General features: G+C 69.6%; 18 protein-coding genes. 3 read left to right on the top strand and 15 right to left on the bottom strand.

What is annotated here, in order from left to right:
- Positions 1 to 11 precede the first annotated feature (11 nt).
- On the bottom strand, positions 12 to 1106 hold the full coding sequence (locus AC07X5_RS01145) for a 4-oxalomesaconate tautomerase (protein WP_494768732.1): 1095 nt from the start codon (positions 1104 to 1106) through the stop codon (positions 12 to 14).
- A gap of 175 nt (positions 1107 to 1281) precedes the next feature.
- On the opposite strand from AC07X5_RS01145, the gene AC07X5_RS01140 reads away from it, so the two are divergent.
- Together AC07X5_RS01140 and mnmA are read left to right on the top strand one after the other, a co-directional pair.
- On the top strand, positions 1282 to 2223 hold the full coding sequence (locus tag AC07X5_RS01140) for a LysR family transcriptional regulator (protein WP_494768731.1): 942 nt from the start codon (positions 1282 to 1284) through the stop codon (positions 2221 to 2223).
- The gene (mnmA, locus tag AC07X5_RS01135; protein ID WP_494768730.1) at positions 2220 to 3341 is read left to right on the top strand and encodes a tRNA 2-thiouridine(34) synthase MnmA; all 1122 of its coding nucleotides are present in this window, start codon (positions 2220 to 2222) and stop codon (positions 3339 to 3341) included. Before AC07X5_RS01140 ends, mnmA begins: the two co-directional genes overlap by 4 nt.
- Position 3342: 1 nt before the next feature.
- Here mnmA and AC07X5_RS01130 read toward each other — a convergent pair whose 3' ends face one another.
- Together AC07X5_RS01130 and AC07X5_RS01125 are read right to left on the bottom strand one after the other, a co-directional pair.
- On the bottom strand, positions 3343 to 5922 hold the full coding sequence (locus AC07X5_RS01130) for a DUF5682 family protein (RefSeq protein WP_494768729.1): 2580 nt from the start codon (positions 5920 to 5922) through the stop codon (positions 3343 to 3345).
- A 2-nt stretch (positions 5923 to 5924) separates the two neighbouring features.
- Positions 5925 to 7031 (bottom strand): ATP-binding protein, encoded by a 1107-nt coding sequence (locus AC07X5_RS01125; protein ID WP_494768728.1) that lies wholly within the window; start codon positions 7029 to 7031, stop codon positions 5925 to 5927.
- A 93-nt stretch (positions 7032 to 7124) separates the two neighbouring features.
- Between AC07X5_RS01125 and AC07X5_RS01120 the strand changes: the two genes are divergently transcribed.
- Entirely contained in the window at positions 7125 to 7289 is a 165-nt protein-coding gene (locus tag AC07X5_RS01120) for a hypothetical protein (protein ID WP_494768727.1), read from the top strand.
- Positions 7290 to 7388: 99 nt separating this feature from the next.
- On the opposite strand, the gene AC07X5_RS01115 is transcribed toward AC07X5_RS01120, so the two are convergent.
- The 12 genes from AC07X5_RS01115 to AC07X5_RS01060 form a co-directional block, all read right to left on the bottom strand.
- Positions 7389 to 8102, bottom strand: a complete 714-nt coding sequence (locus AC07X5_RS01115) for a Bax inhibitor-1/YccA family protein (protein WP_494768726.1) — start codon at positions 8100 to 8102, stop codon at positions 7389 to 7391.
- 89 nt (positions 8103 to 8191) lie between these two features.
- Positions 8192 to 8755 (bottom strand): hypothetical protein, encoded by a 564-nt coding sequence (locus AC07X5_RS01110; RefSeq protein ID WP_409954620.1) that lies wholly within the window; start codon positions 8753 to 8755, stop codon positions 8192 to 8194.
- Between the two features lie 232 nt (positions 8756 to 8987).
- The gene (locus AC07X5_RS01105; protein ID WP_494768725.1) at positions 8988 to 12800 is read right to left on the bottom strand and encodes a DUF4132 domain-containing protein; all 3813 of its coding nucleotides are present in this window, start codon (positions 12798 to 12800) and stop codon (positions 8988 to 8990) included.
- 129 nt (positions 12801 to 12929) lie between these two features.
- Entirely contained in the window at positions 12930 to 15026 is a 2097-nt protein-coding gene (locus AC07X5_RS01100) for a YehQ family protein (protein WP_494768724.1), read from the bottom strand.
- A gap of 170 nt (positions 15027 to 15196) precedes the next feature.
- A complete protein-coding gene (locus AC07X5_RS01095; RefSeq protein ID WP_494768723.1) occupies positions 15197 to 16351 on the bottom strand; it encodes a VWA domain-containing protein in 1155 nt (384 codons plus the stop codon).
- 35 nt (positions 16352 to 16386) lie between these two features.
- Positions 16387 to 17508, bottom strand: coding sequence for an FAD-dependent monooxygenase (locus tag AC07X5_RS01090; RefSeq protein WP_494768722.1), 1122 nt, complete (start codon positions 17506 to 17508; stop codon positions 16387 to 16389).
- Positions 17509 to 17535: 27 nt separating this feature from the next.
- Entirely contained in the window at positions 17536 to 18633 is a 1098-nt protein-coding gene (locus AC07X5_RS01085) for an ABC transporter substrate-binding protein (protein ID WP_494768721.1), read from the bottom strand.
- Positions 18634 to 18669: 36 nt separating this feature from the next.
- Positions 18670 to 19560 (bottom strand): ABC transporter permease, encoded by an 891-nt coding sequence (locus AC07X5_RS01080; RefSeq protein WP_409956021.1) that lies wholly within the window; start codon positions 19558 to 19560, stop codon positions 18670 to 18672.
- A 24-nt stretch (positions 19561 to 19584) separates the two neighbouring features.
- Complete coding sequence (locus AC07X5_RS01075; protein WP_494768720.1) at positions 19585 to 20388, bottom strand: ABC transporter ATP-binding protein; 804 nt, start codon at positions 20386 to 20388, stop codon at positions 19585 to 19587.
- A complete protein-coding gene (locus tag AC07X5_RS01070) occupies positions 20385 to 21179 on the bottom strand; it encodes an alpha/beta fold hydrolase (protein WP_494768719.1) in 795 nt (264 codons plus the stop codon). The genes AC07X5_RS01075 and AC07X5_RS01070 overlap by 4 nt, the downstream gene beginning before the upstream one ends.
- Entirely contained in the window at positions 21176 to 21583 is a 408-nt protein-coding gene (locus AC07X5_RS01065; protein ID WP_494768718.1) for a VOC family protein, read from the bottom strand. The genes AC07X5_RS01070 and AC07X5_RS01065 overlap by 4 nt, the downstream gene beginning before the upstream one ends.
- Positions 21574 to 22167, bottom strand: a complete 594-nt coding sequence (locus tag AC07X5_RS01060; protein ID WP_494768717.1) for a GAF domain-containing protein — start codon at positions 22165 to 22167, stop codon at positions 21574 to 21576. Before AC07X5_RS01060 ends, AC07X5_RS01065 begins: the two co-directional genes overlap by 10 nt.
- Positions 22168 to 22174 lie beyond the last annotated feature (7 nt).

Genomic DNA, 22174 nt, shown 5'->3' with positions numbered 1-22174 from the left:
AGCGAAGGGGATCAGGGGTGGGCTGCAGCGGCTTGTGCGACGAACAAGGTGCCTTCCAGGATCTTTCGGGCCGTGCGCACCAGCGCGGCCTGCACCAGCGTGCATTGGCCGTCCACCAGGGCGAGTTCCACGTCCACGTGGATGCGGCCGGCCGGGTGCAGCACCTCCACGCGGCGCGTGCCCGCGCTGGGCGCGGTGCGCGTGTCGCTGGCCACGGTGCCGGGCAGCACCAGGGCGGCCGCCACGCCGATGGCGCCGGTCACGGCATGCGAGCGGTGGCAGCGCCGCGGGGTGAAGTAGCGCGAGGCGATGCTGCCGGGCGCCGGTCCGTCGGAGACGATCACCGGCTTGGGCAGCACGCTGCCCGAGACATTGCCCATGCCCATGCGCAGCCCGGCCTCGCAGCGCAGGGCTTCGAGGCGTGCCAGCAGCGCGGTGTCGGCATCGAGCTCGGCGGGGCTCTCGTCGCCGCGAAGGCCCAGGTCCGCGGCGCGCACCAGCACCATCACCTGGGCGGCGTCGATGCAGGTCACCGGCAGGCCCTGGATGGTGTCGATGCGCTGCCCGGTGGGGAAGATCTGCCCCGTGACGGCGCCCCAGGCGTCGAGGAAATTCATCAGCACCGGTGCGGCCGTGCCCTGCACGCCATCGATGCGCACGTCGCCCTCGTAGTGCACGCGGCCGCCGCGGGTCTGCACCTGCAGGTCGATGCGCGAACGGGTGTTGACGTTGTAGACGCGTACGCGCGTCACGTCCCCCGTGCGGCTGGCGGGCACCAGGCCCTGCTCGATCGCGAAGGGGCCCACGCCGCTGAGCATGTTGCCGCAGTTGGGGCGGGTGTCCACGCGGGCCTCGTCCACGCTGACCTGGGCGAAGAGGTAGTCCACGTCGCAGCCGGCATGGGCCGAGCGCGAGACGATGGCGACCTTGCTGGTCAGCGAGTTGCCGCCGCCCAGGCCGTCGATCTGCAGCTCGTGCGGCGAGCCCAGCGCTGCTATCAGCGTGCGGTCACGCTCTGCCGGGTCTGCGGGCAGCCAGTTGGCCAGAAAGAACGGCCCCCGGGAGGTGCCGCCGCGCATCAGGACGCAAGGAAGGTGGTAGCTCATGGGTCCGCATGGTGCGGCGCCCCGGTTTGTTTGTGAATTGCATTGTTGGCAATGATTGATGCACTGGGCGCAATAGAATCTGGTGCCTGTACGTGCTCCAATCAGCGCTGTAAATTGCAACTTTGCGAAGCATTGATGCACGGTGTGCAACGCGCTGTGCACCCCCTGGAGGCCCATGCACCACAAATTCGACCTCGCCGACATCCAGGCCTTTGCCGCCGTGGCGGAGCTGCAGAGCTTTCGCGCCGCGGCCGAATCCATTCACCTGTCGCAGCCGGCCTTCAGCCGCCGCATCGACAAGCTCGAAGAGGCCCTGGGCGTGCGCCTGCTCGACCGCACCACGCGTCGCGTGACGCTCACCGCCGTGGGCCGTGACTTCGCGCGCAAGACGCGCCTGTGGCTCGACGATCTGGACGGCATGCTCATGGGCCTGGGCGACGTGGCCGCGCGGCGCATGGGCGAGGTGACGATCGCCTGCGTGCCCTCGGCCGTGTATTACTTTTTGCCGCAGGTGGTCAAGCGCTACCACGAGATGTTTCCGCGCATCCGCGTCAAGGTTCACGACGCCAGCGCCAACGAGGTGCTGGTGGCCGTGGCCCAGGGCGACGCCGACTTCGGCCTGAACTTCATCGGCAGCCAGGAGGCCGAGATCGAATTCAAGCCGGTGCTGGCCGAACGCTTCGTCGCCGCCTGCCGGCGCGACCATGTGCTGGCGCGGCGCAAGCAGGTCACCTGGGCGGAGCTGGGCCAGCACGATTTCATGTCGGTGGGCAAGACCTCGGGCAACCGCCTGCTCATGGACCTGGCGCTGGCCAACGTGCCCGACCGGCCGCAGTGCCTGTACGAGGCCAAGCACGTGACCACCCTGCTTGGCCTGGTCGAGGCCGGCCTGGGTGTGGCCGCCGTGCCCAGCCTGGCCATGCCGGGCAAGGACCACCCCACTTTGGTCAGCATTCCCCTGGTGGAGCCGGTGGTCACGCGGCAGATGGGGCTCATCAAGCGCCGGGGCCGCTCCCTGTCGCCGGCGGCCCAGCAGCTCTATGACCTGCTGGTGGCTACGCGTAATGCGCGCCCGCGCAGCGTGCGGACCGCCAAAAAAATACAATTGGCAGGATGACAGCACCCACCAAGCACCGCGTCGTCGTCGGCCTTTCCGGCGGCGTGGACTCGGCCGTCACCGCCCACCTGCTCAAGCAGCAGGGCCACGAGGTGGTCGGCATCTTCATGAAGAACTGGGAAGACGATGACGACAGCGAGTACTGCTCGTCCAACATCGACTTCGTGGACGCGGCCGCCGTGGCCGACGTCATCGGCATCGATATCGAGCACGTGAACTTCGCGGCCGACTACAAGGACCGGGTGTTCGCCGAGTTCCTGCGCGAGTACCAGGCCGGCCGCACGCCCAACCCCGACGTGCTGTGCAATGCCGAGATCAAGTTCAAGGCCTTTCTCGACCACGCCATGCGCCTGGGCGCCGAGAAGATCGCCACCGGGCACTATGCGCGCGTGCGCCAGAACCCCGACACCCGCCTGTTCGAGCTGCTCAAGGGCCTGGACCCCGCCAAGGACCAGAGCTACTTCCTGCACCGCCTGAACCAGGCGCAACTGGCCAAGACCCTGTTCCCCGTGGGCGAGCTGCACAAGACCGAGGTGCGGCGCATTGCCGAGGAGATCGGACTGCCCAATGCCAAGAAGAAGGACTCCACCGGCATCTGCTTCATCGGTGAGCGGCCGTTCCGCGAGTTCCTGAACCGCTACATCAGCCATGCGCCCGGCCCCATCCAGGACGACCGGGGCCGCACGCTGGGCAAGCATGTGGGCCTGTCCTTCTACACCCTGGGCCAGCGCCAGGGCCTGGGCATTGGCGGCATCAAGGAAAAGGGCGCCCAGCGCGGCGGTGGCGAGCACGAGCCCTGGTTCGTGGCGCGCAAGGACCTCGCCAAGAACACGCTGCGCGTGGTGCAGGGGCACGACCACCCCTGGCTGCTGTCGCACGCGCTCACGGCGCAGGACGTGAGCTGGACGGCCGGCCATGCGCCGCCCCCAGGCACGTACGGCTCCAAGACCCGTTACCGCCAGCCCGATGCGCCCTGCACCGTGGTGGCGGCTGATGGTGCGGGCCTCTCTCTGCAGTTTCCCGACGCCCAGTGGGCCGTGACGCCCGGCCAGTCGGCCGTGCTGTATGACGGCGATGTCTGCCTGGGCGGCGGCGTGATTTCCAACGCTACCGAATAGCTCAGCGGATCCAGTGCTGCAGCCCGTCGCGCTGCAGGCTGGCTTCGAGCAGCGCCTGCAGGCGCAGGCCGGCGTGCAAGTCCTCCTCGGTGGTCTCGTAGTGCATGCCGGCCAGTGAGGCGGCTGCAGCGTCGCTTGCGCCGTGCAGTTGTGCCACCTTGGTAGCCAGGTCCGAGGTCTCCTGCGGGCGCAGGCCGGTGAAGGCCTGGCGCAGGTCCGGCAGGTGGGCCACGAAGGCCTCGTCGTCCCACTGCCGCACCAGCGCATCCAGGCCTTGCAGCAGGGCCGGCAGGCGCAGCAGCAGCTCGGGTGCGGCGGTCATCATGCCGTTCAGGAACTGCACGGCCTCGTGCGGCAGCGCGCCTGGGCCGAAGCGCTGGCGCACCACGGCATCGAGTGCCGCGTCGTCCCAGTGGCCGTCGAGGTAGAGCAGCGCGGTGGCGGCACCGGCCACGCCGGGTGCGCAGCCGGCGCCGGTGGCAAAGCGCGTGAGGTGCTCCACCAGCAGGCCGGCATCGATGGCGCCCGTGCCGGCATCGTCCAGACCCGCCAGCAGGCGCCCCAGCTCGCGCAGCGACAGCAGCAGCCGCACGGCCGGCTCCTTTGCGTCCGGCGCGGTCTGGGCCAGTGGGGGCAGCAGGTACAGCGCCGCAGGCCAGACGCGCAGCAGCAGATCGCGCAGCTGCGGGTTTTGCTGCACACCCAGCGGCTCGCGCGCCCGCCACAGCGTGACCAGGCGGTGCCCGCATTCGACCACGGAGGACAGCGAGGCGTCTTCGCCCAGGTGCTCCGACAGCATGGCCAGCAGCTGCGGCAGCCGTGCGTGCAGGCCCACCAGGCAGGCGCGCTGCAACAGGGCCACGGCGGCGCTGGCGCTGCGCCCGCGGCCGTGCTCGGACAGCGCTGCTTCTTCGCGCATGAGCCGCGCGAGGCAGACCGCCTCCACGCTTGCGCCCTCGCTGGCGAGGGCAATCAGGCGCGCCTCCACCATCGGTGACCAGGCCGCACGCCATTCCTCGAACAGCATGTTCAACCGGCTGCCGCCCATGAAGTCGGGCCCGGCCACCCACTTGGCCAGGTCGGTATCGAGGTAGGCCATGGCGTGCAGGAAGCGGCTGCGCTCGCGGTGGGAAGGCTTGCGGTACAGGTCCAGCCGCACCGTGCGCGCGGTGCTGTCGTCCAGGCGCACGCCGGCCGCACGGGCCAGGCGGCGTGCATCCTCGATCAGCGGCGGCGAGCCGGCCGAGGGCGGCACGTCGCCGATGCGGGTGCCGCCGAGGAAGGACCGGAGGTCGGCCGTGAAGCCGCGCGTGCCCTCGTCCATCGCGCCCTTGACGAAGCATGAGCGGATCGCGTCCAGCAGGTCCTGCCGGCCCGGCCCGGCATTGCCGCGCAACTCGGCCAGGCGCACGGCCTGCAGCGCAGCGGCCTGCACCAGCGCGGTGGAGACAGCGTCGGTCTGGTCCTGTGCCCGGGTCTGCTGGGCAAAGCGGGCCAGGGTGTCCAGGGCCACGGCGGTGAGGGGGTGGACCGCCGGTGCCATGGCGTGCGCGGTGCCGGCCTCCAGCGCCTCCCACGCCTGCTGGTAGTAGCCCGGCGACGGCATGCCCGCGCTGTAGCCGTTGAGCGCATCGAGCTGCTCGAAGCTGTAGCGGATCAGCCAGGCCTCGGGCTCGGCCGTCTTGGGGGCCCTTTTGGCCTTGGCGCTGGTGGCCAGGGGCTTGGCAGCTTTCCAGCTGCGCAGCAGTTCGGGGGTGTGAAAGCCGCCGGTCACCACGACGATGGGGCCTTGCACTTCGTTGCGCCAGCGGCGGATGTGGGCCGCCATGTGGCGCTCGCGCGGCAGGCTGAGTTCGGCTTCGAGCACCTCGGGCTCGTAGTCCTGCCGGGCCATGGCGCACCAGCTGAACACATCGGCGAACAAGGTGCGCCAGTCGGCCAGGGCCTCGGGTGTGCGCAGCTCGAACAGCCGGTCCCACAGGTCATGGTGGTCCACGCAGCCGAGCTGGCGCGCCATGGCGTTCAGGTAGCGGCTGTGGGCGAAGTGGCGCTCCTCCATCTGGCTGCGCGCGGCGTCGGGGGCTGTAGTGCCGTCCTCGGCATCGCCATCGCCGCCGTAACGGCGTTCCCATGCTTTTTGGCGCCAGGGCAGGTCGATCAGTGCAACCTGCGCACCCAGAGCCGCACCCTCGCGCACGGCGATCCATTCGGGGCTGTAGTCGCACAAGGGGTAGAAGGAGCTGCTGGTCACCGTGCGGGGGCCGGCTGGCTCACCCTGCTCCGCGTCGTCGTCTGCCGTAGGCGGCTCAGCCTTGCGCTCGCGCGTGGCCTGGCACAGCCAGGCCACCGGGGTGCGGGTCAGCGGGTCGCTGAGCAGGGGCAGCAGGCTGTCCAGGTCGTCCGGTCCCTCGATCAGCACCGCGGCCGGGCGCACTTCGCGCAGCAGGTGGCGCAGCGCCCAGGCGCAGGCCGGGCTGTGGTGGCGCACCGGCACGAAGTAGATGCCCTCGTCGCCGAGCAGCTGCGGCAGCAGGGCCGCGATCTCCGGCGGCAGGCCTGCAGGCTGCGGTGTTGCGCTCACTGCTATTGCCACAGCGAGCGGGCCGCGTCGTGGAACGCCTTCCACTGCGGGTCACGCCGCGCTCGTTCGCGCACCACGGTGTCGAAGTAGTGGCGCACACGCTTGGCGTCGTCCGCACTGTCCTTGAGCACCACGCCCTGCAGCTGGCCCGCGATCTCGCGCGGGGTCAGCTCGCCGCCGTTGAAATGGCGCGCCTGCAGCGCGGCGGCATAGGCCACATTCACCGCCTCGGCGGTGGACATCACGGCATCGAGCCCCTTGATGGCCGTGCCCTCCTGGGTCTGGCCGGCGCGCAGTTCCTGGAAGGTGGTGACCAGGAGCGACACCACGTCGCGCGGCACGTTGACCGGGGCCTCGCTGCCGGCGAGTTCGCGCGAGAGCTGGGCCATCACCAAGTCCACTTCGAACTGGTGGTCGCGGATCGGGCGCACGGTCTCGAAGTTGAAGCGGCGCTTCAAGGCCGACGACATCTCGTGCACGCCCCGGTCGCGCAGGTTGGCCGTGGCGATGATATTGAAGCCGCGCTGGGCGAACAGCCGTGCGTCGTCGCCGAGTTCGGGGACCATCAGCTGCTTGTCGCTCATCAGCGAGATCAGCACGTCCTGGATCTCGGGCGGGCAGCGCGTGATTTCCTCGAAGCGCACCAGCTTGCCGGCGCGCATGGCCTGGTACAGCGGCGACGGTACCAGCGCGCGCTGGCTCGGCCCCTCGGCCAGCAGCAGGGCGTAGTTCCAGCTGTACTTGATGTGGTCTTCGGTGGTGCCGGCCGTGCCCTGCACCGTGAGGCCTGAATCACCGCTGATGGCTGCCGCCAGCAGTTCCGACAGCAGCGACTTGGCCGTGCCCGGCTCGCCCACGAGCATCAGGCCCTGGTGGCCCATGAGGGTGACGATGGCGCGGTCCACCAGCGGGTCGTCGCCAAAGAACTTCTGCGTGACCTGCAGCTTGGCATCGCCCAGGATGAACTGGCGCACCGCACGCGGCGAGAGCTTCCAGCCCGGGGGCCGGGCATGGGTGTCGGCCGCGGCCAAGCGGGCCAGTTCGTCGGCCCAGCGCTGCTCGGGCGCCAGGCGCACGGATTGGGTGGCAGAAGGGGGAATGGTGCTCATGGTGGCGTTGGTAGGGACGGCGCCGCTGGGGCAGGGTGAAAAAGCCGATCGCAGCTATTTTGGACCAGCTTGGCACGCTCTCGGTGTTGGCACGTGCGCTTTTCCATCGTCAACCGCGCAAGCGACGGCCGCTTCACACCCGCGGAGGATGCCGCCATCGCGGACCGGACCTTCAAGGGGTTGGACACCAACAACGACGGCATCGTTGCACGCAACGACCCGCCGCGCCCGGCACCGGCGCGTGGCGATGGGGACTGAAGCCGCGGCAAGGTCTGCACGCGCAAACAAAAAAACCGGGGCATGCCCCGGTGTTTTTTTGAGCGCCCCACCCTGGGATGGGGCACACCATGTACACGGTCAGTCGTCGCTCGACGCCAGGCTGATCAGGATGCGCAGCACGTACCAGAGCATCAGCGCGATCGACGCGAACAGGTGCAGCGCGGCACCGGCGGGGCGGTCGGTCGGGTAGTCGTGGATGATGCGCGAGGTGTCGTACAGCACGCAGGCACCGGCGAACAGCACCATGATGCCCGAGAACCAGATGCCGAGCTTGAAGCCGAAGATGGCGCCGGCCACGATGGTGCCCAGAGCCACCAGGCCACCCACCTTGAGAATGCCGCCCAGGAACGAGAAATCGGACTTGCTGGTGAAGGCCGTCCAGGTCAGGGCCGCCACCATCAATAGCGTGATGAAGCCTGCCGCGCCAATGGCGCCGGGCGCCACGATCTGCGCGATGCCGAACAGGGGCGCGAAGATCAGGCCTTCGGCCAGCACGTAGATCCCGAGGCCCATGAGCTGGGTCTGGGGCTTCTCGGCGTTGTCGGCCAGGTACGAGGCCAGCCAGCCCACCAGCATGAAGGCGCCCATCACGCCCAGCCAGATGAACTTGTTGCCGCTGGCCATCAGCATCTTGGCGGTGGTGTTGGAAAAGCCGCTCAGCATCAGCACCGCCGACAGCACGACGAAGGCCAGGATGGCCGCGCCCAGGTGCTTGTAGGTGGAGACGATGAACTCGCGCCGCTCCATGGGGGCGCCGGACGGGTCTTCAGGGGTCAGGACATTGGTATTCACAAGGATACTCCTCGGTGGTGGTTGCTACTTCTCACACAGGGGGCGGCCTTGTGGGCCACCCCCTGCCTCTCTCTCTCTGGGTATCTGAATCAGGCGGCGGCCAGTTCGTCGGCGCGGCGCAGCCTGCGGTTGGACCACACGCCGCCGGCGCCCACCAGGGTCAGGATGACGGCCAGGATCCAGATGCCGGCGCCGCTGAAGGACTGGGCCGTCGAAGCGGCCTCGGCCTGCATGCGCTTGCGCGTGTCTTCGTAGCTGATGACGGCCTTGCCGCCGGTCACCACCTCATAGACGATGTCGCTGTCGCCGCTGTCGTACAGGGCCGTGATCTTTTCGTCGATGATGTCCTGCACGATGTCCTTGGGCGTGCTGTGCGCGATGCGCAGTTTGCGGGCCTCGCCGCCGGCATCGGGCGCCACGGTGATCTCGTAGTACTGCTTGGTGGAGCGGCGCTTGCGCTTGACCGTCACCTCGCTGGCACCGGTGACCTTGCCGGCCACCGTCTGCAGCTGGTCGCGCGCGGTGTAGGCGTGGTCGCCGTCGGCCTTCCAGCTACTCCAGATGGCCAGGCCGGCCAGGCCTGGGCCTGCCAGCAGGATGAGCCATGCGTAGCCCGTGATGAAAATCAGAATCTTTCGGACAAAACCCGGCATGAGAATACCTCCCTCAATCATTCACATTCACTGAAAACCCGCCAGCTCATGGGCTGTTTCGGGCTGCGAGGGCTGGATCATCGCGGCAGTCGGGCCCGCAAGATGTCGCAAATTGTGAGAATGGAGAGACCTCACCAAAAAAACGTGAATTCCTTCCGGTTTCGTCGCTCGATTCAAACAGTTACGGCTTGAATTCGGGCTGCGAGGCCCCGACAAAGGCCTCGCGCGCGCCTCACCAGGGCATCTTCTTTTCCCAATCGGCGTCGAAACCGGTGCAGGCCTGCGCGATCGCCAGGTAGTCGGCGTAGGCCTCGGCCAGCAGCACGGGCGGCACACTGGCCAGCGGCAGCGCGTTGTCGCTCCAGCTGCGCGAGCGGCTGTTCTCGAAACTCAGGGTCTTGAGCGCGGCGGCCACGTTCTCCTCGGGTAGGGTGTTGCCCGAGAACTTGATGGACACGCGCACGCCCACGCTCGCGAAGTCCTTGGTGTATTCGTAGAAGAAGCCGCCGTCCTCGGCCTGCGCACGCTGGTAGCCGAGCTTGGTGAAGGCCCCGCGCAGCGTGAAGCTGTCGCTGACCCAGCCCTGGCGGTCCTTGATCTCCGTGACGGGCAGGCCCTTGTCGTCGGTGAAGGAGAGTGCGGGTGACTGGCGCGACATCTGCGGGAACAGCGGGGCCAGCTTGTAATCCTTGAAGTGCTTGGTCCAGGCCCCGGCCGTGGCCGCATCGACCAGAGAGGCATGGGCCAGGCGCACCTGGGCGCCCTCGCTGAGCTCCACCTCGTCGTCCTCGGTGTTGATCAGGCTGCCATCCTCGGTGGGTCGAAAGCTCTGCAGCGCCGTGCCCTCGGCGTCCACCTCCAGCCACACCAGGCGCTGCACCAGCCGGCCGGCCACCGGGTGGCGGTGCAGGTACTCGCGCCACTCGGCCACCGGCCACAGGCGGCCCGTGCACATGGCCTCGAACAGGCGCGCGGTCTGCAGGTCGATGACCTGCTTGAGCTCCTTCTTGCTCGTGGACAGCAGCGCCTTGGTCTCCTTGGTCTGCGCCGGGTCGTCGTTCTGGCGTGGCTCGGGCAGGGCCTTGATGGCCTTGCCTTCAGGGTTGCGCAGCTCGGGCTTCATGGCGGCGTCGAGCACCATGGTGAAGATGCGGTCGCCATAGGGCAGCGCCAGGGTGCCGGTATCGTCCAGTCCGGCCGTGGGAATGGTGCGGTCGGCCAGTTGGTCCTGCGTCCAGCCGTTGCGGTCGGCAATCTCCTGCACCAGGCCGCGCGCCTTGGTCTGCACCGAGGCCGTGCGGTAGCGGCGCGACAGGCCCAGCATCAGCTGGATCACCACCGGGTCGTTGCCCGGGGCCACGCCTTCGAGCATGGCCTCGATCTGCGAGCGGCGCTGGTAGTGGTCGCGCATGTACTGCTGCAGCAGGGTCACGATCTCGTGGCCGGGCGCAAAGGCGGCCAGGGCCAGGATGCCCTTCTCGCCGATGGCACTGCCCAGGTACTCGGACATCTTCTCGCGCTTGCATTCCTCGAACACCTGCTCCTCCGACTTGGCATAGTCGGCCTCGTAGTACTGGCGGTACTCGGGCTTGGCGTTCTGCCAGCCCTTCTGGTAGGACTGGTAGCGCTGCGGCGCATGCGCCTTGGCGTAGGCAATGCCCTCTTCCAGCGGCGGGTGGCGCGTGTCCTGGGCGATGAACTGGCGCAGCACGCTGCTGCCCAGGGCCTGGCGGCTCGCGGCATCGAGCAGGCCCATGTAGCGCGTGAGCAGGGCGTTGCCGCCGGGCTCCTTGAGCTTGCAGGCCAGTACCACCCACCAGCGCAGCACCTCGGGCTCCACGGCCGTGCCGTCGGCCCAGCGCGCTGCCGGCAGCGCATCCATGGCAAACCAGGCCAGGCCCGCGGGCGGCTTGGCCTTGAGGCCCTTCTTCGCCTCGGCCAGCAGGATGGCGGGCGCCAGGCGTGGCGAGATGTCCTCGCCCAGGCGCTCCAGTGCGGTGAGGAAGGCGGCACGCACGGTCTCGCGGCTTTCCTTTTCGAGCGCTTTGGTCAGGGCAGGAACGGCGTCGGCGTATTGCAGTTCGGCCAGCCAGTTGGCGGCCTCGATGCGCACCTCGCTCTTGGTGTGGGTGAGCGATTCCACCACCTGGCGGCCGATGCCGGGCAGCGTGGACAAGGCCTTTTGCGCCATGGGCCGGTGCGTCTTGCCTTCGCCCAGGGCCAGTTCCATCACGCGCGGCAGCCAGCGGGCCGGGATGGTCGGGAAGGTGGCCAGGGTGCGCAGCGCGGGCCCGAGCTCCAGCGTGCTCGCATAGCGGTCGCCGTTGTTCTGCTGCGCTGCCAGGCCCAGGGCCTGGTCGAGGAACTCGGGGTGCTCGGCGAAGAAGGGCCACACGCGCTCTGGCGGCAGCAGGTCGGTGGCGCTGGGCGTGTTCCAGTAGTCGAACAGGGCCGTGCGCGCCACCTCGATCAGCGGCGTGCCCGAGCGCTTGAGCAGGTCGGCCAGGGCGCGCAGGTCGACGCTGCCCTGCGGCTGGCCGGCCAGCCATTTGTGGAAGCCATCGTCGAACCAGAAGCTGCGGCTGTAGCGCGACACGCCCAGCCAGCGGACCAGGTGCGAGGGACCGAAGGACGGCAGCGCGAACAGCCGGTTGCCATGCGTCACGGCCTGGGCCACCTCGCTGTTGCGCAGCTTCTCCATCTGCTTCCTGTCGAGCTGGCCGTTGAGCAGGGCCAGCGCCTGGCGCATGTCGTCCTCGGTCAGTTTGGACAGGTTGGCATAGCTCTTCTGGCGCCAGGTGTACTTGTGCTTCTGCGTCTTGTTCTCCTCGGCCTCTTCTTCGGCGGCGCGGCGCGCGCGCTCGATCACCTCGGTGCGGTTGGCCATCAGCAGGTCCAGCGCGTCCTGGCCCAGCGGGTTGTCGGCGAACGGCGTCCAGGGCGGGGGTTCGGGCAGGTCCTGCTCCTGGGCCCCGCCTGCGGCATCGATGCGGTTGAGGGCGGCCCGGATCGCCTGCTGCACGGGCTTGCTGGTCTCGCTGGCCAGGGCGGTCTCGAGCAGGCCGCGCGTGGCCTCGGCGGGCAGGCGCGCCAGCAGCTCGGCGGCCTGGCTGCGCTGGCTGGTGTCCCCTTCGCCCAGCAGGGCAGCCAGCAGGCGCAGGCGATCCGCCTCGGCAATGCCTTCAAGGTGGGGCACGGCCTCGGCGCGCACGGTCTTGCTGCCATCGGCCGCCAGGGCCACCAGCAGCGGCGCAAAGGTGGCACGCAATTCCTTGTCCGGCCCGAGGCGCGAGGCCAGCACCACCCGGCCCGAGGCGGAGAGCTGCTGCGGCAAGGCTTTCACCGCGTCCGGGTGCGACTGCATGTACGCAGCCAGGGCGGGGGATTTGACCAGGGCGCCCAGCCGGTCGTGGTAGTAGCTGTCCAGGCCCTTGCGCTCGAACACCAGCTGCAGCGCCAGGGTCTCGTCCAGCCCCTCCTCGGCCAGCAGGCGGGCGACGAGATCGACCGTCCAGGCGGCGCGCTCCTTGCCCAGCTCGAGCTTGCTGCTGTTGCCCTCCTTGAAGCTGGCGTGGAGGGCATCGTTGACCAGGTACTGCAGCCAGTCGGGCACGGGCGCGCCGGGGTGCTCGAGCGACTTGCCGGCATCGGCCGCGGCCAGCAGCTTGCCCAGGCGCACCAGCAGGGCCAGCGGCGGCTTGTCGGCGGGCACGCTGGCATAGAACCCGGAGCGGCCGGCCAGGCTCTTCTTGCCCGCGGCCTCCAGGGGTTTGTCGTTGTACAGGTTGAAGCCCCAGCGCAGCCGGCCGGGCGCGCCGAGCAGCTGGCCGGGCTCGATGGCGTGGGGGGCCTGCAGCTCCAGCAGCACGGCTTCGTGGGTGCCGTCGGTCACAAAGGCCAGGGCCTTGTCCGTCAGGCCCTGCGCCGCCTTGTCCAGCGGCTCCATGGCCTGGCGCAGCAGGTTGTTCTGCGCGGTGCTCAGTCCATTGCCATCATTGCCCGAGCGGCCCGTCACCGCCCCCACGATCTTGTCCAGCAGTCCCATGCACGATCCCCTGTGGTCTGAATAGAGCCCCGCATTTTGTCAGCGCGCCATGGCGCCACCGTGGCGCCAGGCCGCGCCGGCGTGCAATTTGCCCGCTTTCAAGGTAATGGCTTGTAACGATCCGCCGGGTCAGCCGGCGATGGACGGCAGGCCGTCGAGCTCCACCGTGCGCTGGCACAGCTGCTGCAAGCGCAGCGCACCCGCCGGCTGCGGTGCGCGCAGGTGGGCCTGCAGGGCCGCAGCCACCGTGTGCAGACCCACGGAGCGGATGGGCCCCAGGGCCGCGTCCAGCCGTTCGGCCTGCGGCGCGGTGAGCGGCATGCGGCCCGTGGCGGCCTGGGTCTCCAGCACGTCGAGCACCGGCCCCAGCAGGCGCTGGGCGCGTGTGGGCCGGCTTGCGGCCGGGGCGGCCGCCTGCTCCTTGCGCCACTGCACCATGCGCAGGATGCGCTGGGCCAGCGAGGTGGGGCGCGCGGCCTCGTTGGCGTAGTCCAGCGAAACGGCCTGGACCAGCCCCTTGGCATCGCTGCTGAGCAGGGACAGGGGCACCAGCAGCGTGGCGGACGGCGTGCGCTCCACGCGCACCAGCACCGCATGCACGGGGGCGCCGCGGGCGGCCAGCCGGTCCAGGTTGTCCACGCGCTGCATGCTGGCATCGCCCACGGGGACCGTCAGGTGCAGCCACAGGCCATCGCTGTCCTGCACGGGCCAGAGCAGTTGCTGGTGGGCTTCGTCGAGCACCGGGGCGCGCGTGGCCTGGGGGCGCAGCAGTGCCAGTTCGGCCCCGTCGCCCGAGAGGCCCGAGGCCTCGCTCAGCCGCGCCGTGAGATCGGCCCAGCGGCCGCAGCCGATGGCCTGCAGGCGTGCGTCGCCCGCCTGCCAGGGCGCCAGGGCCTGCGCACGGGCCGTGCCCGCCAGCGCCAGCCGGTCGTCGTCGGCCAGGCGGGGGTTCTCCAGCCGCAGCGGCGCCTGGCACAGCGACTGCGCGGCGCCCACACCGGGCCAGACCGCGTGGATGTTCCAGGCGCTGTGGCGTGTGAACCCCGTGTCGCTGCCGTCGGGGCGCGCCAGCGCGGCCTGCAGCAGGCGCTGGCCGGCCAGGTCCCAGAAGGCCAGCGTGAGGCCGCGTGCGCCGCCCAAGGTCTGCCACCAGTGGCCACCCAGGGGCAGCAGTTCCAGTGCCGTGGTCTCGTCGAAGGCGCGGCGCAGCCGGCCGCGCAGGGCGGCTGTGCGCTCTGCTGCTTGCGCACCGTCGCTGGCCGGTGCGCGCAGGGCATCGCACAGCGCCTGGATGCTGGACATCAGCGCCAGCGCATCGCGCTCCTGCATCCGGTGGTCGCGGCGCACCAGTCCATCGACCATGCCGCCCAGATTGCGCAGCAGCGCGGCCAGGCGCGGCAGGCCTTCGCCGCGCGCCGACATGTTCAGCGCCAGCAGCCGTGCCGAGGCCTGCTCGCTCACATGCGACAGGCCGCCGGTGAGCAGCTCGTGCAGCATGGCCTCCACCTGGACCAGGAAGGCACGCTCGCGCTCGCCCAGTGCGGTGGTGGCCGGCCCTGCTGCAGCGGCAGGGGCCATGCCCTCGGGCCAAGCCAGCGGCTCGCCCAGCGCCTCGCGCAGGGCCGCCAGTGCGATCAGGTGCACGGCCTTGCGCTCGCGCGCCGGCACTTCGGACACCATGCCCTCGTAGCCGGCTCCCGCCACATAGCGGCAGGTCGCATTCAACGCCGGCAGTTCCATCACCAGCGTGCCGCCCTGCACGCTCCACTCGATGCCGCAGGGCAGCGCCTGCACCGCGCGGCGCATGGCGGCCACGCCGGCCTGCCTGAACAGCGCGGGGCCTTGCAGGGCGCGCACCTCGGCCAGTGGATCGGCGCTGGGGGCAACCGCAGTGGGCGACTGTGCATCTGCCTCGGCGCCAGGGGCCGCAGGTGCTTCAGCGGTGGCCGCGCCAGGCTCCAGCGCCCGCAGCCACAGCGCCGCCCCCAGGATGTGCTTGCAGATGCCGGGCGCCGGGCAGTCGCACTGCGCCTTCTGCGGGCCCCGGGCGTCGAGCTGAACGCGCTGGCCATCGGCCTCGACCACGCCGCCATCGGCGCCCTGCTCTGCCCACTGCACCTTGCCCGCCTCTACATCCTTGGCAGCGCGGCGCAGCAGGCCCGCATTGGCCAGGGCCGTGAGGGTGTCGTCGTCATAGGCGCGGTAGCTCTCAAACCAAGCCGGCATGTCGTTTGTCCAGTGCGTTTTGCGTGGCTCGCAGTCTTTGAAACTGGCGCGGCCAAAGCCAGTGCTCCCGCGCAAGGGCCGCCCCGCCGCGCTGGGAGCGTCCCCCTCCCGACTCGCGCAGAGAGTCGAGAGAGGGGGAAGGCGCGCAGCGACTCAGGGGGTGCTTCATTTCACTCCATGACCTCGGCCAGCCACTGGGCGAAGTGGGTGGGCGTGAGCGCTGCCACATGCATGCCCTTGTTGGCCAGGCGCTGGGCCATCTGGCGGTCATAGACCGGGTTGGCACCCTCGTCGAGAGCGGCCAGGCCCAGCAGCTTCACACGCGCCTCGGCCATGCGCGCCACGGCCGACAGCAGCGGGCCGGGGGCGGCGCCCTCCTCGAAGTCGCTGATCAGCGTGAACACGGTGCGCTGCGGGTTGGCGATCAGCGATTCGCAGTAGTGCACGGCGCGGCCGATGTCGGTGCCGCCGCCCAGCTGCACCGTGAGCAGCACCTCCACCGGGTCGTGCGCCAGGTGCGTGAGGTCGACCACGCTGGTGTCGAACACCACAAGCTTCACGCGCACCGCGGGCAGCGAGCTCATGATGCCGGCGATCACGGCGCTGTAGATCACCGAGTCCATCATCGAGCCGCTCTGGTCCACGCACAGCACCACGTCCCAGGGCAGGTTGCGCTTGACGCGGGCATTGAACAGCGGGCGCTGGATGACCAGCTGGCGCCGCTCGGCGCTGTAGTTCTTGAGGTTGGCCGCGATGGTGGCGCGCGCATCGAAGTTCTGCGCGTTCTTGACCAGCGAGCGCCGCTGGCGATTGCGCCGCCCGACCAGGGCATTGACGAAGTCGTTTTTCAGGCGCCGGGTGATCTCGTCCACCGTTTTCTGGATCACCTCGCGCACGGCGTCGCGCATGGCGCCCGACAGGCGCCCGCGCATGCCCAGCAAGGCTTTGGCCAGGCCGGGCGTGGGGTCCATGGAGCGCAGCACGGCCGGGTCCTTGAGCAGGTCGGTGAGCTGGTAGCGGTCGATGGCCTGCGTTTGCATGCGCTCGAAGACCTCCTGCGGAAAGAGTTCGCGCGAGCGGTTGAGCCAGTCGATGGCGCGCAGTTGGCTCGGGTCGAGCGAGCCGGCACCGCCGCCCGCCGGGCGGGCCAGGCCCCGGCCCTCGTATTCGCGGCCATAGAGGTATTCGAGCGCCTGGTCGAGCTTCCAGTCGCCCGCATCGAACTGCGCATGCGACAGCGGCTGCGCGGCATAGCGGCCCAGGATCAGGCGCCAGCGGCGCAGGGCCTCATCGGGGTGGATGTCGTCGAAGTCGGGGCTTGGCATGGGCGGCGAAAGCTTACCACCCGTGCCGGCCCGGATCATGGCGCGAATCGTGCTGCCGTGGCGCGGAACATGGCGTTGCGCTCGTCCAGCGCCTGCTGCGTTGCAGGCACCATGATGGGAGCGCCCTGGCTGGCGAAGGCCTGGCACTGCTGCACGTAGGGGCGCAGGCTGGCGTCATGGGCCGCCGCCGTGGCCTGCATGTCGCCGCCATGTGCGGTCCAGGCGGTGGCCAGGGTCTCGGCGGACACCATGGCGAGGGTCGTGCCCATGCCCGAGAGCAGCGCGGCGCAATGGGCCGCGTCGCCGATCAGCGCGACATGGCCTTTGATCCATTGCGGCATGTGGGTCTGGCTGACCGAGTCGAAGTAGAAACCCTGGGCTGCTGGGTCGGAGAAGGCGGCGCGGATGGCGGGCACCTGCCAGGCATCGACGCGCGCCAAAAACTGGTCGAGCAGGCGCCGCTGCGCCGCCGGGTCGCGGTAGTCGTATTCGATCACGGGGCTGGCGGCCAGCACCATGGCCTGCGGGCCATCGCCTGCATCGCGCACCGCGACCGTGAGGCCGGGCACGTTGAGCATGGCGCGATGCCAGTCCTGGCCCGCGGGCAGGTCGACCAGCGCGACGTAGTGGCCGAAGTGGCGCACGTAGTCGGCCTCGGGGCCAAAGGCGAGCCGGCGCACGCTGGAGTGCAGGCCATCGGCACCGACCACCAGGTCGTAGCGTGCCTGCCGGCCGTCCGCAAACCCGATGTCCACGCCCTGCGCACTGTCGGCGAGCGAGGCGATGGAGGCCTGGAAGCGGAACTCCACGCCAGGCGGAACGGCCTCGCGCAGGATGCGGTTGAGGCGGTCGCGCGTGATCTCGATGTCCTCGTCGGTCTCGTTGGCGAACCAGCGCAGGTCCAGGGTGGCGACCTGCGTACCTGTGCCGTCGAGCACGGGCGAAGGTTCCAGCAGGCGCACCTTCTCGGCCTCGATCTGCGCGAGCAGGCCCATGCGCTGCGCGGTTGCGAGCGCCCGCCCGCGCACGTCGATGGGGGCGCCACCGGGCCGCAGGCCCTCGGAGCGCTCGACCACGGTGACGCGGTGGCCGTGGTGTGCGAACCACCAGGCGGCCGACAGGCCGGCCATGCTGGCACCGGAAATGAGAACGTCCATGGGGCAACTCCTCTGGGATGGCAAGGCTCAGGCCTTGAAGGTCCGGGCCATCTGCACCACCGCCTGCTTGTCGAAGGCGTTGATGTCGTCGATCAGCTCGTTGGTGAACAGGCGGTTCGGGTCACCCAGCTCCTCGGCGAGCTTGGGGTTCTTGCTGCTTTCGGCGGCCATCTCGATGTTGGCCTTCCATTCGGCCAAGGACGAGGCGCCCATGCGCTGGTCCGGGTCGTCGGGCCGGCGCATCCAGCTGGTCTTGCGGTCCTTGAGGATGAAGGCCAGCTCCTTGCGCGCCTCGTCCTCGCTGCGGCCCTTGGGCCGGCTTTCGGGGTATACCGCCCAGTGGGCGTCGATGGCCGCTTCGATGTTGGCGTTGGAGAAGATGGTGGACTTCGCCACACCCTGGAACAGGGCCACCAGGGCCTTGCGCTGCTCCTTGAGCAGCTTGCGCGGCACGCACAGCCAGCCCGAGCCGATCTGTGCGAACTTCGGCGTGAGCGGCACATAGCGCAGCTTCGTGCCCACCAGCTCGATGCGTGCGGCAGCGGTGTCGAAGGCCACCATCGCGTCCACCCGGTCGTTGTCGATGGCAGCGCCGGCCGGCGCACCGTCGCCGATGGCGATGTACTCGCACTGGTCGTCCTTGAGGCCGAGCTCGGCCAGCATGGCCCGTGTGATGACGATGCCGGTGTCGCCCTGGCTGCGCACGCCGATGCGCTTGCCCGCCAGGTCGGCGGCCGAGCGGATCGGGCTGCCGGGCTTGACCACGATCACGTTGCCGTTGCGCGGCAGCCATTTGTAGACGCTCACCAGGTCGAGCGACGGGTCCTTGGCCATGGCCGGCAGCAGGATGCCCGGTACCGCCGGCCCGAAGTCCACGTGCCCGGCGCGCAGGCTCTGCAACGCCTGCGTCATGCTCGACATGTTGACGTATTCCACGTCCACGCCGTTCGGCTTGTAGAAGTTGAGCCTGGGGTGCTGGCCCGCGGTGCAGAAGCACTGCTGCGGGTCGTTCACCGCGGCGGTGTTGGCCACCTTCATCATGCGCACACTCTGCGCCAGCGCCGGCAGGCCGGCAGCGAAACCCAGGGCACCCAGGCCCCGGCCGAAGTCACGTCGCGTCACCATGGTGTTCACTCCTTCACAAAGAATGGGGGCAGGCGGTCAGGTATTCACCGCGCGCTGGGAGGTATCGGCCGGCATCCAGTGCAGCACCCGGCGCTCGATGCGGCGCAACAGGCCGGTCAGCACGATGCCGATGACCGACAGCACCACGCACACCGCAAAGCTGCCGCCGCTGTCGGCCTGGGCCTCCATCTGCAGGATGAGCACGCCCAGCCCGGCCTGGGCGCCGACGAACTCGCCGACCACCGCGCCGACCACGCTGAAGGCCGCGGCCATGTTCAGCCCCGCGAAGATGTAGGGCATGGCGCTCGGGAACTTGGCCTTGCGGAAGATCTGCCAGGGCGTGGCCGAGAGCGAGCGCAGCAGGTCGATGCGGTCCGGGTCCACCGCCTTGAAGCCGGCGATGCTGGTCACCAGCACCGGAAAGAAGGTGAGCAGGCAGATGATCACCACCTTGGAGCTGATGCCAAAGCCCAGCCAGACCACGATGATGGGCGCGATGGCCACCTTGGGCACGCTCTGCAGCGCGGCCACGTAGGGATCGAGCAGTGCCTCGACCCGGGGCATCTGCGACACCACGATGCCGATGGCCAGGCCCACGCCGCTGCCGATGAGAAAGCCCAGCAGGATCTCGCTCACCGTCACGCCGCCGTGGTACCAGAAGCCGTCCTTGGCAAGCGGGTGGGTCGCCAGGCCGCGCCACAGGGCCAGCGCGATATCGCTGACCGGCGGCACCAGGTGCCTGGGCACCTTCAGGAGCCGCACCGCGGCCTCCCACGAGCCCAGCAGCGTGATGAGCAGCAGGATGGACTGCACCCGCGTCGAGGCAAGCGGGTGGGGGCGCCGCTTGCGCTCCATGGCCGCTGGCTGCGGGTTGGCGCCCTGGGGCGGTGCAATGGGATCGGTGTCTTGGAGCATGGCGGTGGTCATGGGGGACTCTTTCTTTTGCCGGTGTCAGTCGAACGAAGCGGCGTGCGAGAACCGCTCGCGGATCGACGCGGATGCCGCAGCGAAGGCCGGGTGCGACATCACGTCCATGGAGCGCGGGCGCGGCAGGTCGATGGGCAGCACCCGCTCCAGCGTGCCGGGGCGGGGCGACATCACGAACACCTTGTCGCCCAGGAACACGGCCTCGGGGATGGAGTGGGTGATCAGCACCACGGTCTTGCCGCTTTCCATCCAGATGCGCTGCAGCTCCTCGTTCATGCGCTCGCGCGTCATGGCGTCCAGGGCGCCGAAGGGCTCGTCCATCAGCAGGAACTTGGGGTCGTGCAGCAGCGCCCGGGCGATGGAGGCGCGCTGCTGCATGCCGCCGCTGAGCTGGCGCGGCAGCTTGTGCTCGAAGCCATCGAGCCGCACCATGTGCAGCAGCTCCATGGCGCGCTCGCGCGCCGGCTTCAGGGGCAGGCCCAGCACCTCGGCGGGCAGCATTACGTTGTCGAGGATGCTGCGCCAGGGCAGCAGGATGGAGCCCTGGAACACCACGCCCACGTCGCGCCGCGTGCCGCGTATGGGCTGGCCGTCGAGCAGCACGCGGCCAGTGCTGTAGTCGAGCAGGCCCGCGAGGATGCGCAGCAGCGTGCTCTTGCCGCAGCCGCTCGGGCCGACGATGGTCACGAAGCTGCCTTCTTCGATGCAGCAATCGATGTCCTTGAGCGCGAGCACGCCCGTGTCGCCATCGCCAAAGTGCTTGGACAGCCCCTCGAAGCGGATGTAGTCGGCGCGCCCGCGCGGGCGCTCGGCGGTGGTGGTGCTCATGGCTTGGCTCCTTGGGGTTGCAGGAAACGGACGATGTGGTGCGCCAGCACCTCGGGTGCCTGCACCGCGGTGACATGGCCTATGGCGGGCAGCATCACCGCCTCCGCGCCGCGGATGCGGCCCGCCATCGCCAGGGTCACGCTGGGTGGCACCACGCGGTCGAGCTCGCCGGCCAGCACCAGCGTGGGGGCGACGATGTCGGCCACGCCCTGCCCCACCAGCGTCTGTACGGTGGCCATGCGCCTGGCCGAGCGCTCCGACGCCGGTCGGGCGGTGGCGAACACGCGCCGCAGCTCGGGGCGCTCTGCGAGAAAGGCCTCGGGGAAGAACCAGGTGGCCAGCTCCTCGGCGGTGGCAGGCAGGCCGCGCCGCAGTGCGTCCAGGCGTTCGGCGTCCGGGCACAGTTCCGCGTAAGGCCGGGGCAGCGGCCAGGTGCTGCCCAGCACCAGGTGATCGACCGAGCGCGGGTGCAGCAGCGCCAGCGCCTGCGCCACCCGGCCCCCGAAGGAGGAGCCGAACACATGGGCGCGCTTGAAGCCCAGTGCCTGGATGAGCTGCTGCGCGTCGCCTGCCAGATCGGCGAGCGTCGATGGGCCCTCGGGCCCTTGGGTTTCGCCGCAGTCGCGCTGGTCGTAGGCGATCACGGTGAAGTGCCGGGCCAGCAGTGGCACCAGTGCGGTGAACATCTGGCGCGAGGCTTCGGCGCCGTGCATCAAAACCAGCGGCGGGCCTTCGCCCTGCAGGTCGAACGCCGTGCGCACACTCCCCGCCTCCACGAACCGGATGCTCATGCCGCGCCCCCTGTTTCCCGGTCCATCCAGAACGTCATCTCGATCTTCAGGCCGCGCGGGTCCTTGAAGAACAGCTGGTGGATGGCCCAGCCGGGGATGGGCGCTTCCTCAAACGCAATGCCGTGGCTGCGCAGGTGCTCCCGCACTTCGGCCAGGCCATGCGAGCGGAACGAGATGTGGTCCACATGGCCCGTGGCGGGCTGCGCGGGCGCATCGGGCGTTGCCAGGTGGGCATAGAGGTGCACGATGGGCTGCCCATCGGCATACAGCCAGGCGCCGGGCGCAGGGATCTCCGGCCGCGCCCCGACGGTCAGGCGCATCACGCGCACGTAGAAGTCGACCAGCTGCGGCAGCTCCTCGGGCGCACAGCGGATCGTGAAGTGGTGCAAGGCGCTCACTGGCATGGCATCTCCTGTTCCTTCGGGGTGTTTGTGGGGGCGGCGGCGCCCGTGAAGCGGTAGGCGAGCCCGGGCACGGCGGGCACCCAGCGCGCGGCGGCCAGCGCCAGCAGGCGCAGGCCCAGCACTTCCTCGGGCCGCCAGTGGTCGCGGGTGCCGAAGACGTTGACGGTGGCGTAGCACAAGCGGCCCTGCATCAGCGGAACGTTGACGACGCTGCAAAGGCCGTAGGGGCGCATCTGCGCGAAATCGTCGAAGTGCTGCGCGAGCACCGCTTCGCCCTCGCCAATGAAGACCTGGCCCTGCAGAAACAGGCAGTCCGTCCAGGGCGTCAGCGTCTTGCGCTTGGCGCCGTTGATGGGAAAGGTGGCGCCCTCGGAGGAATAGAAACGGCGCAGCAGGATCTGGTCGCTGCCGTCGCGCGCGGTGGTCACGTTCTGCTGGATGCTGAAGATGCTGCCCGGAGCGATCTGCAGGCGGCAGCGGTTGATTTGGCGCAGCGCGTCGTCGGTGCTGGTCGCATCGGCCAGCGCGTCCAGGAACCCGGCGGTGAGGGGGTTGGTCATCGGCGTGTCGTCATTCGAGTGCATGGAAAAA

The organism is Acidovorax sp. GW458-11-26-14-TSB4 (assembly GCF_059423865.1).
This window is presented reverse-complemented; position numbering and strand designations above follow the sequence as displayed.

Bases quoted from the DNA above. Each gene is read 5' to 3' on its own strand.
- AC07X5_RS01125 (WP_494768728.1), bottom strand. From the start codon at position 7,031: ATGAGCACCATTCCCCCTTCTGCCACCCAATCCGTGCGCCTGGCGCCC.
- AC07X5_RS01075 (WP_494768720.1), bottom strand. From the start codon at position 20,388: ATGAGCACCACCACCGCCGAGCGCCCGCGCGGGCGCGCCGACTACATC.
- AC07X5_RS01140 (WP_494768731.1), top strand. From the start codon at position 1,282: ATGCACCACAAATTCGACCTCGCCGACATCCAGGCCTTTGCCGCCGTG.
- AC07X5_RS01090 (WP_494768722.1), bottom strand. From the start codon at position 17,508: ATGGACGTTCTCATTTCCGGTGCCAGCATGGCCGGCCTGTCGGCCGCC.
- AC07X5_RS01065 (WP_494768718.1), bottom strand. From the start codon at position 21,583: ATGCCAGTGAGCGCCTTGCACCACTTCACGATCCGCTGTGCGCCCGAG.
- AC07X5_RS01085 (WP_494768721.1), bottom strand. From the start codon at position 18,633: ATGGTGACGCGACGTGACTTCGGCCGGGGCCTGGGTGCCCTGGGTTTC.
- AC07X5_RS01105 (WP_494768725.1), bottom strand. From the start codon at position 12,800: ATGGGACTGCTGGACAAGATCGTGGGGGCGGTGACGGGCCGCTCGGGC.
- AC07X5_RS01070 (WP_494768719.1), bottom strand. From the start codon at position 21,179: ATGAGCATCCGGTTCGTGGAGGCGGGGAGTGTGCGCACGGCGTTCGAC.
- AC07X5_RS01145 (WP_494768732.1), bottom strand. From the start codon at position 1,106: ATGAGCTACCACCTTCCTTGCGTCCTGATGCGCGGCGGCACCTCCCGG.
- AC07X5_RS01100 (WP_494768724.1), bottom strand. From the start codon at position 15,026: ATGCCGGCTTGGTTTGAGAGCTACCGCGCCTATGACGACGACACCCTC.
- mnmA (WP_494768730.1), top strand. From the start codon at position 2,220: ATGACAGCACCCACCAAGCACCGCGTCGTCGTCGGCCTTTCCGGCGGC.
- AC07X5_RS01110 (WP_409954620.1), bottom strand. From the start codon at position 8,755: ATGCCGGGTTTTGTCCGAAAGATTCTGATTTTCATCACGGGCTACGCA.
- AC07X5_RS01080 (WP_409956021.1), bottom strand. From the start codon at position 19,560: ATGACCACCGCCATGCTCCAAGACACCGATCCCATTGCACCGCCCCAG.
- AC07X5_RS01095 (WP_494768723.1), bottom strand. From the start codon at position 16,351: ATGCCAAGCCCCGACTTCGACGACATCCACCCCGATGAGGCCCTGCGC.
- AC07X5_RS01060 (WP_494768717.1), bottom strand. From the start codon at position 22,167: ATGCACTCGAATGACGACACGCCGATGACCAACCCCCTCACCGCCGGG.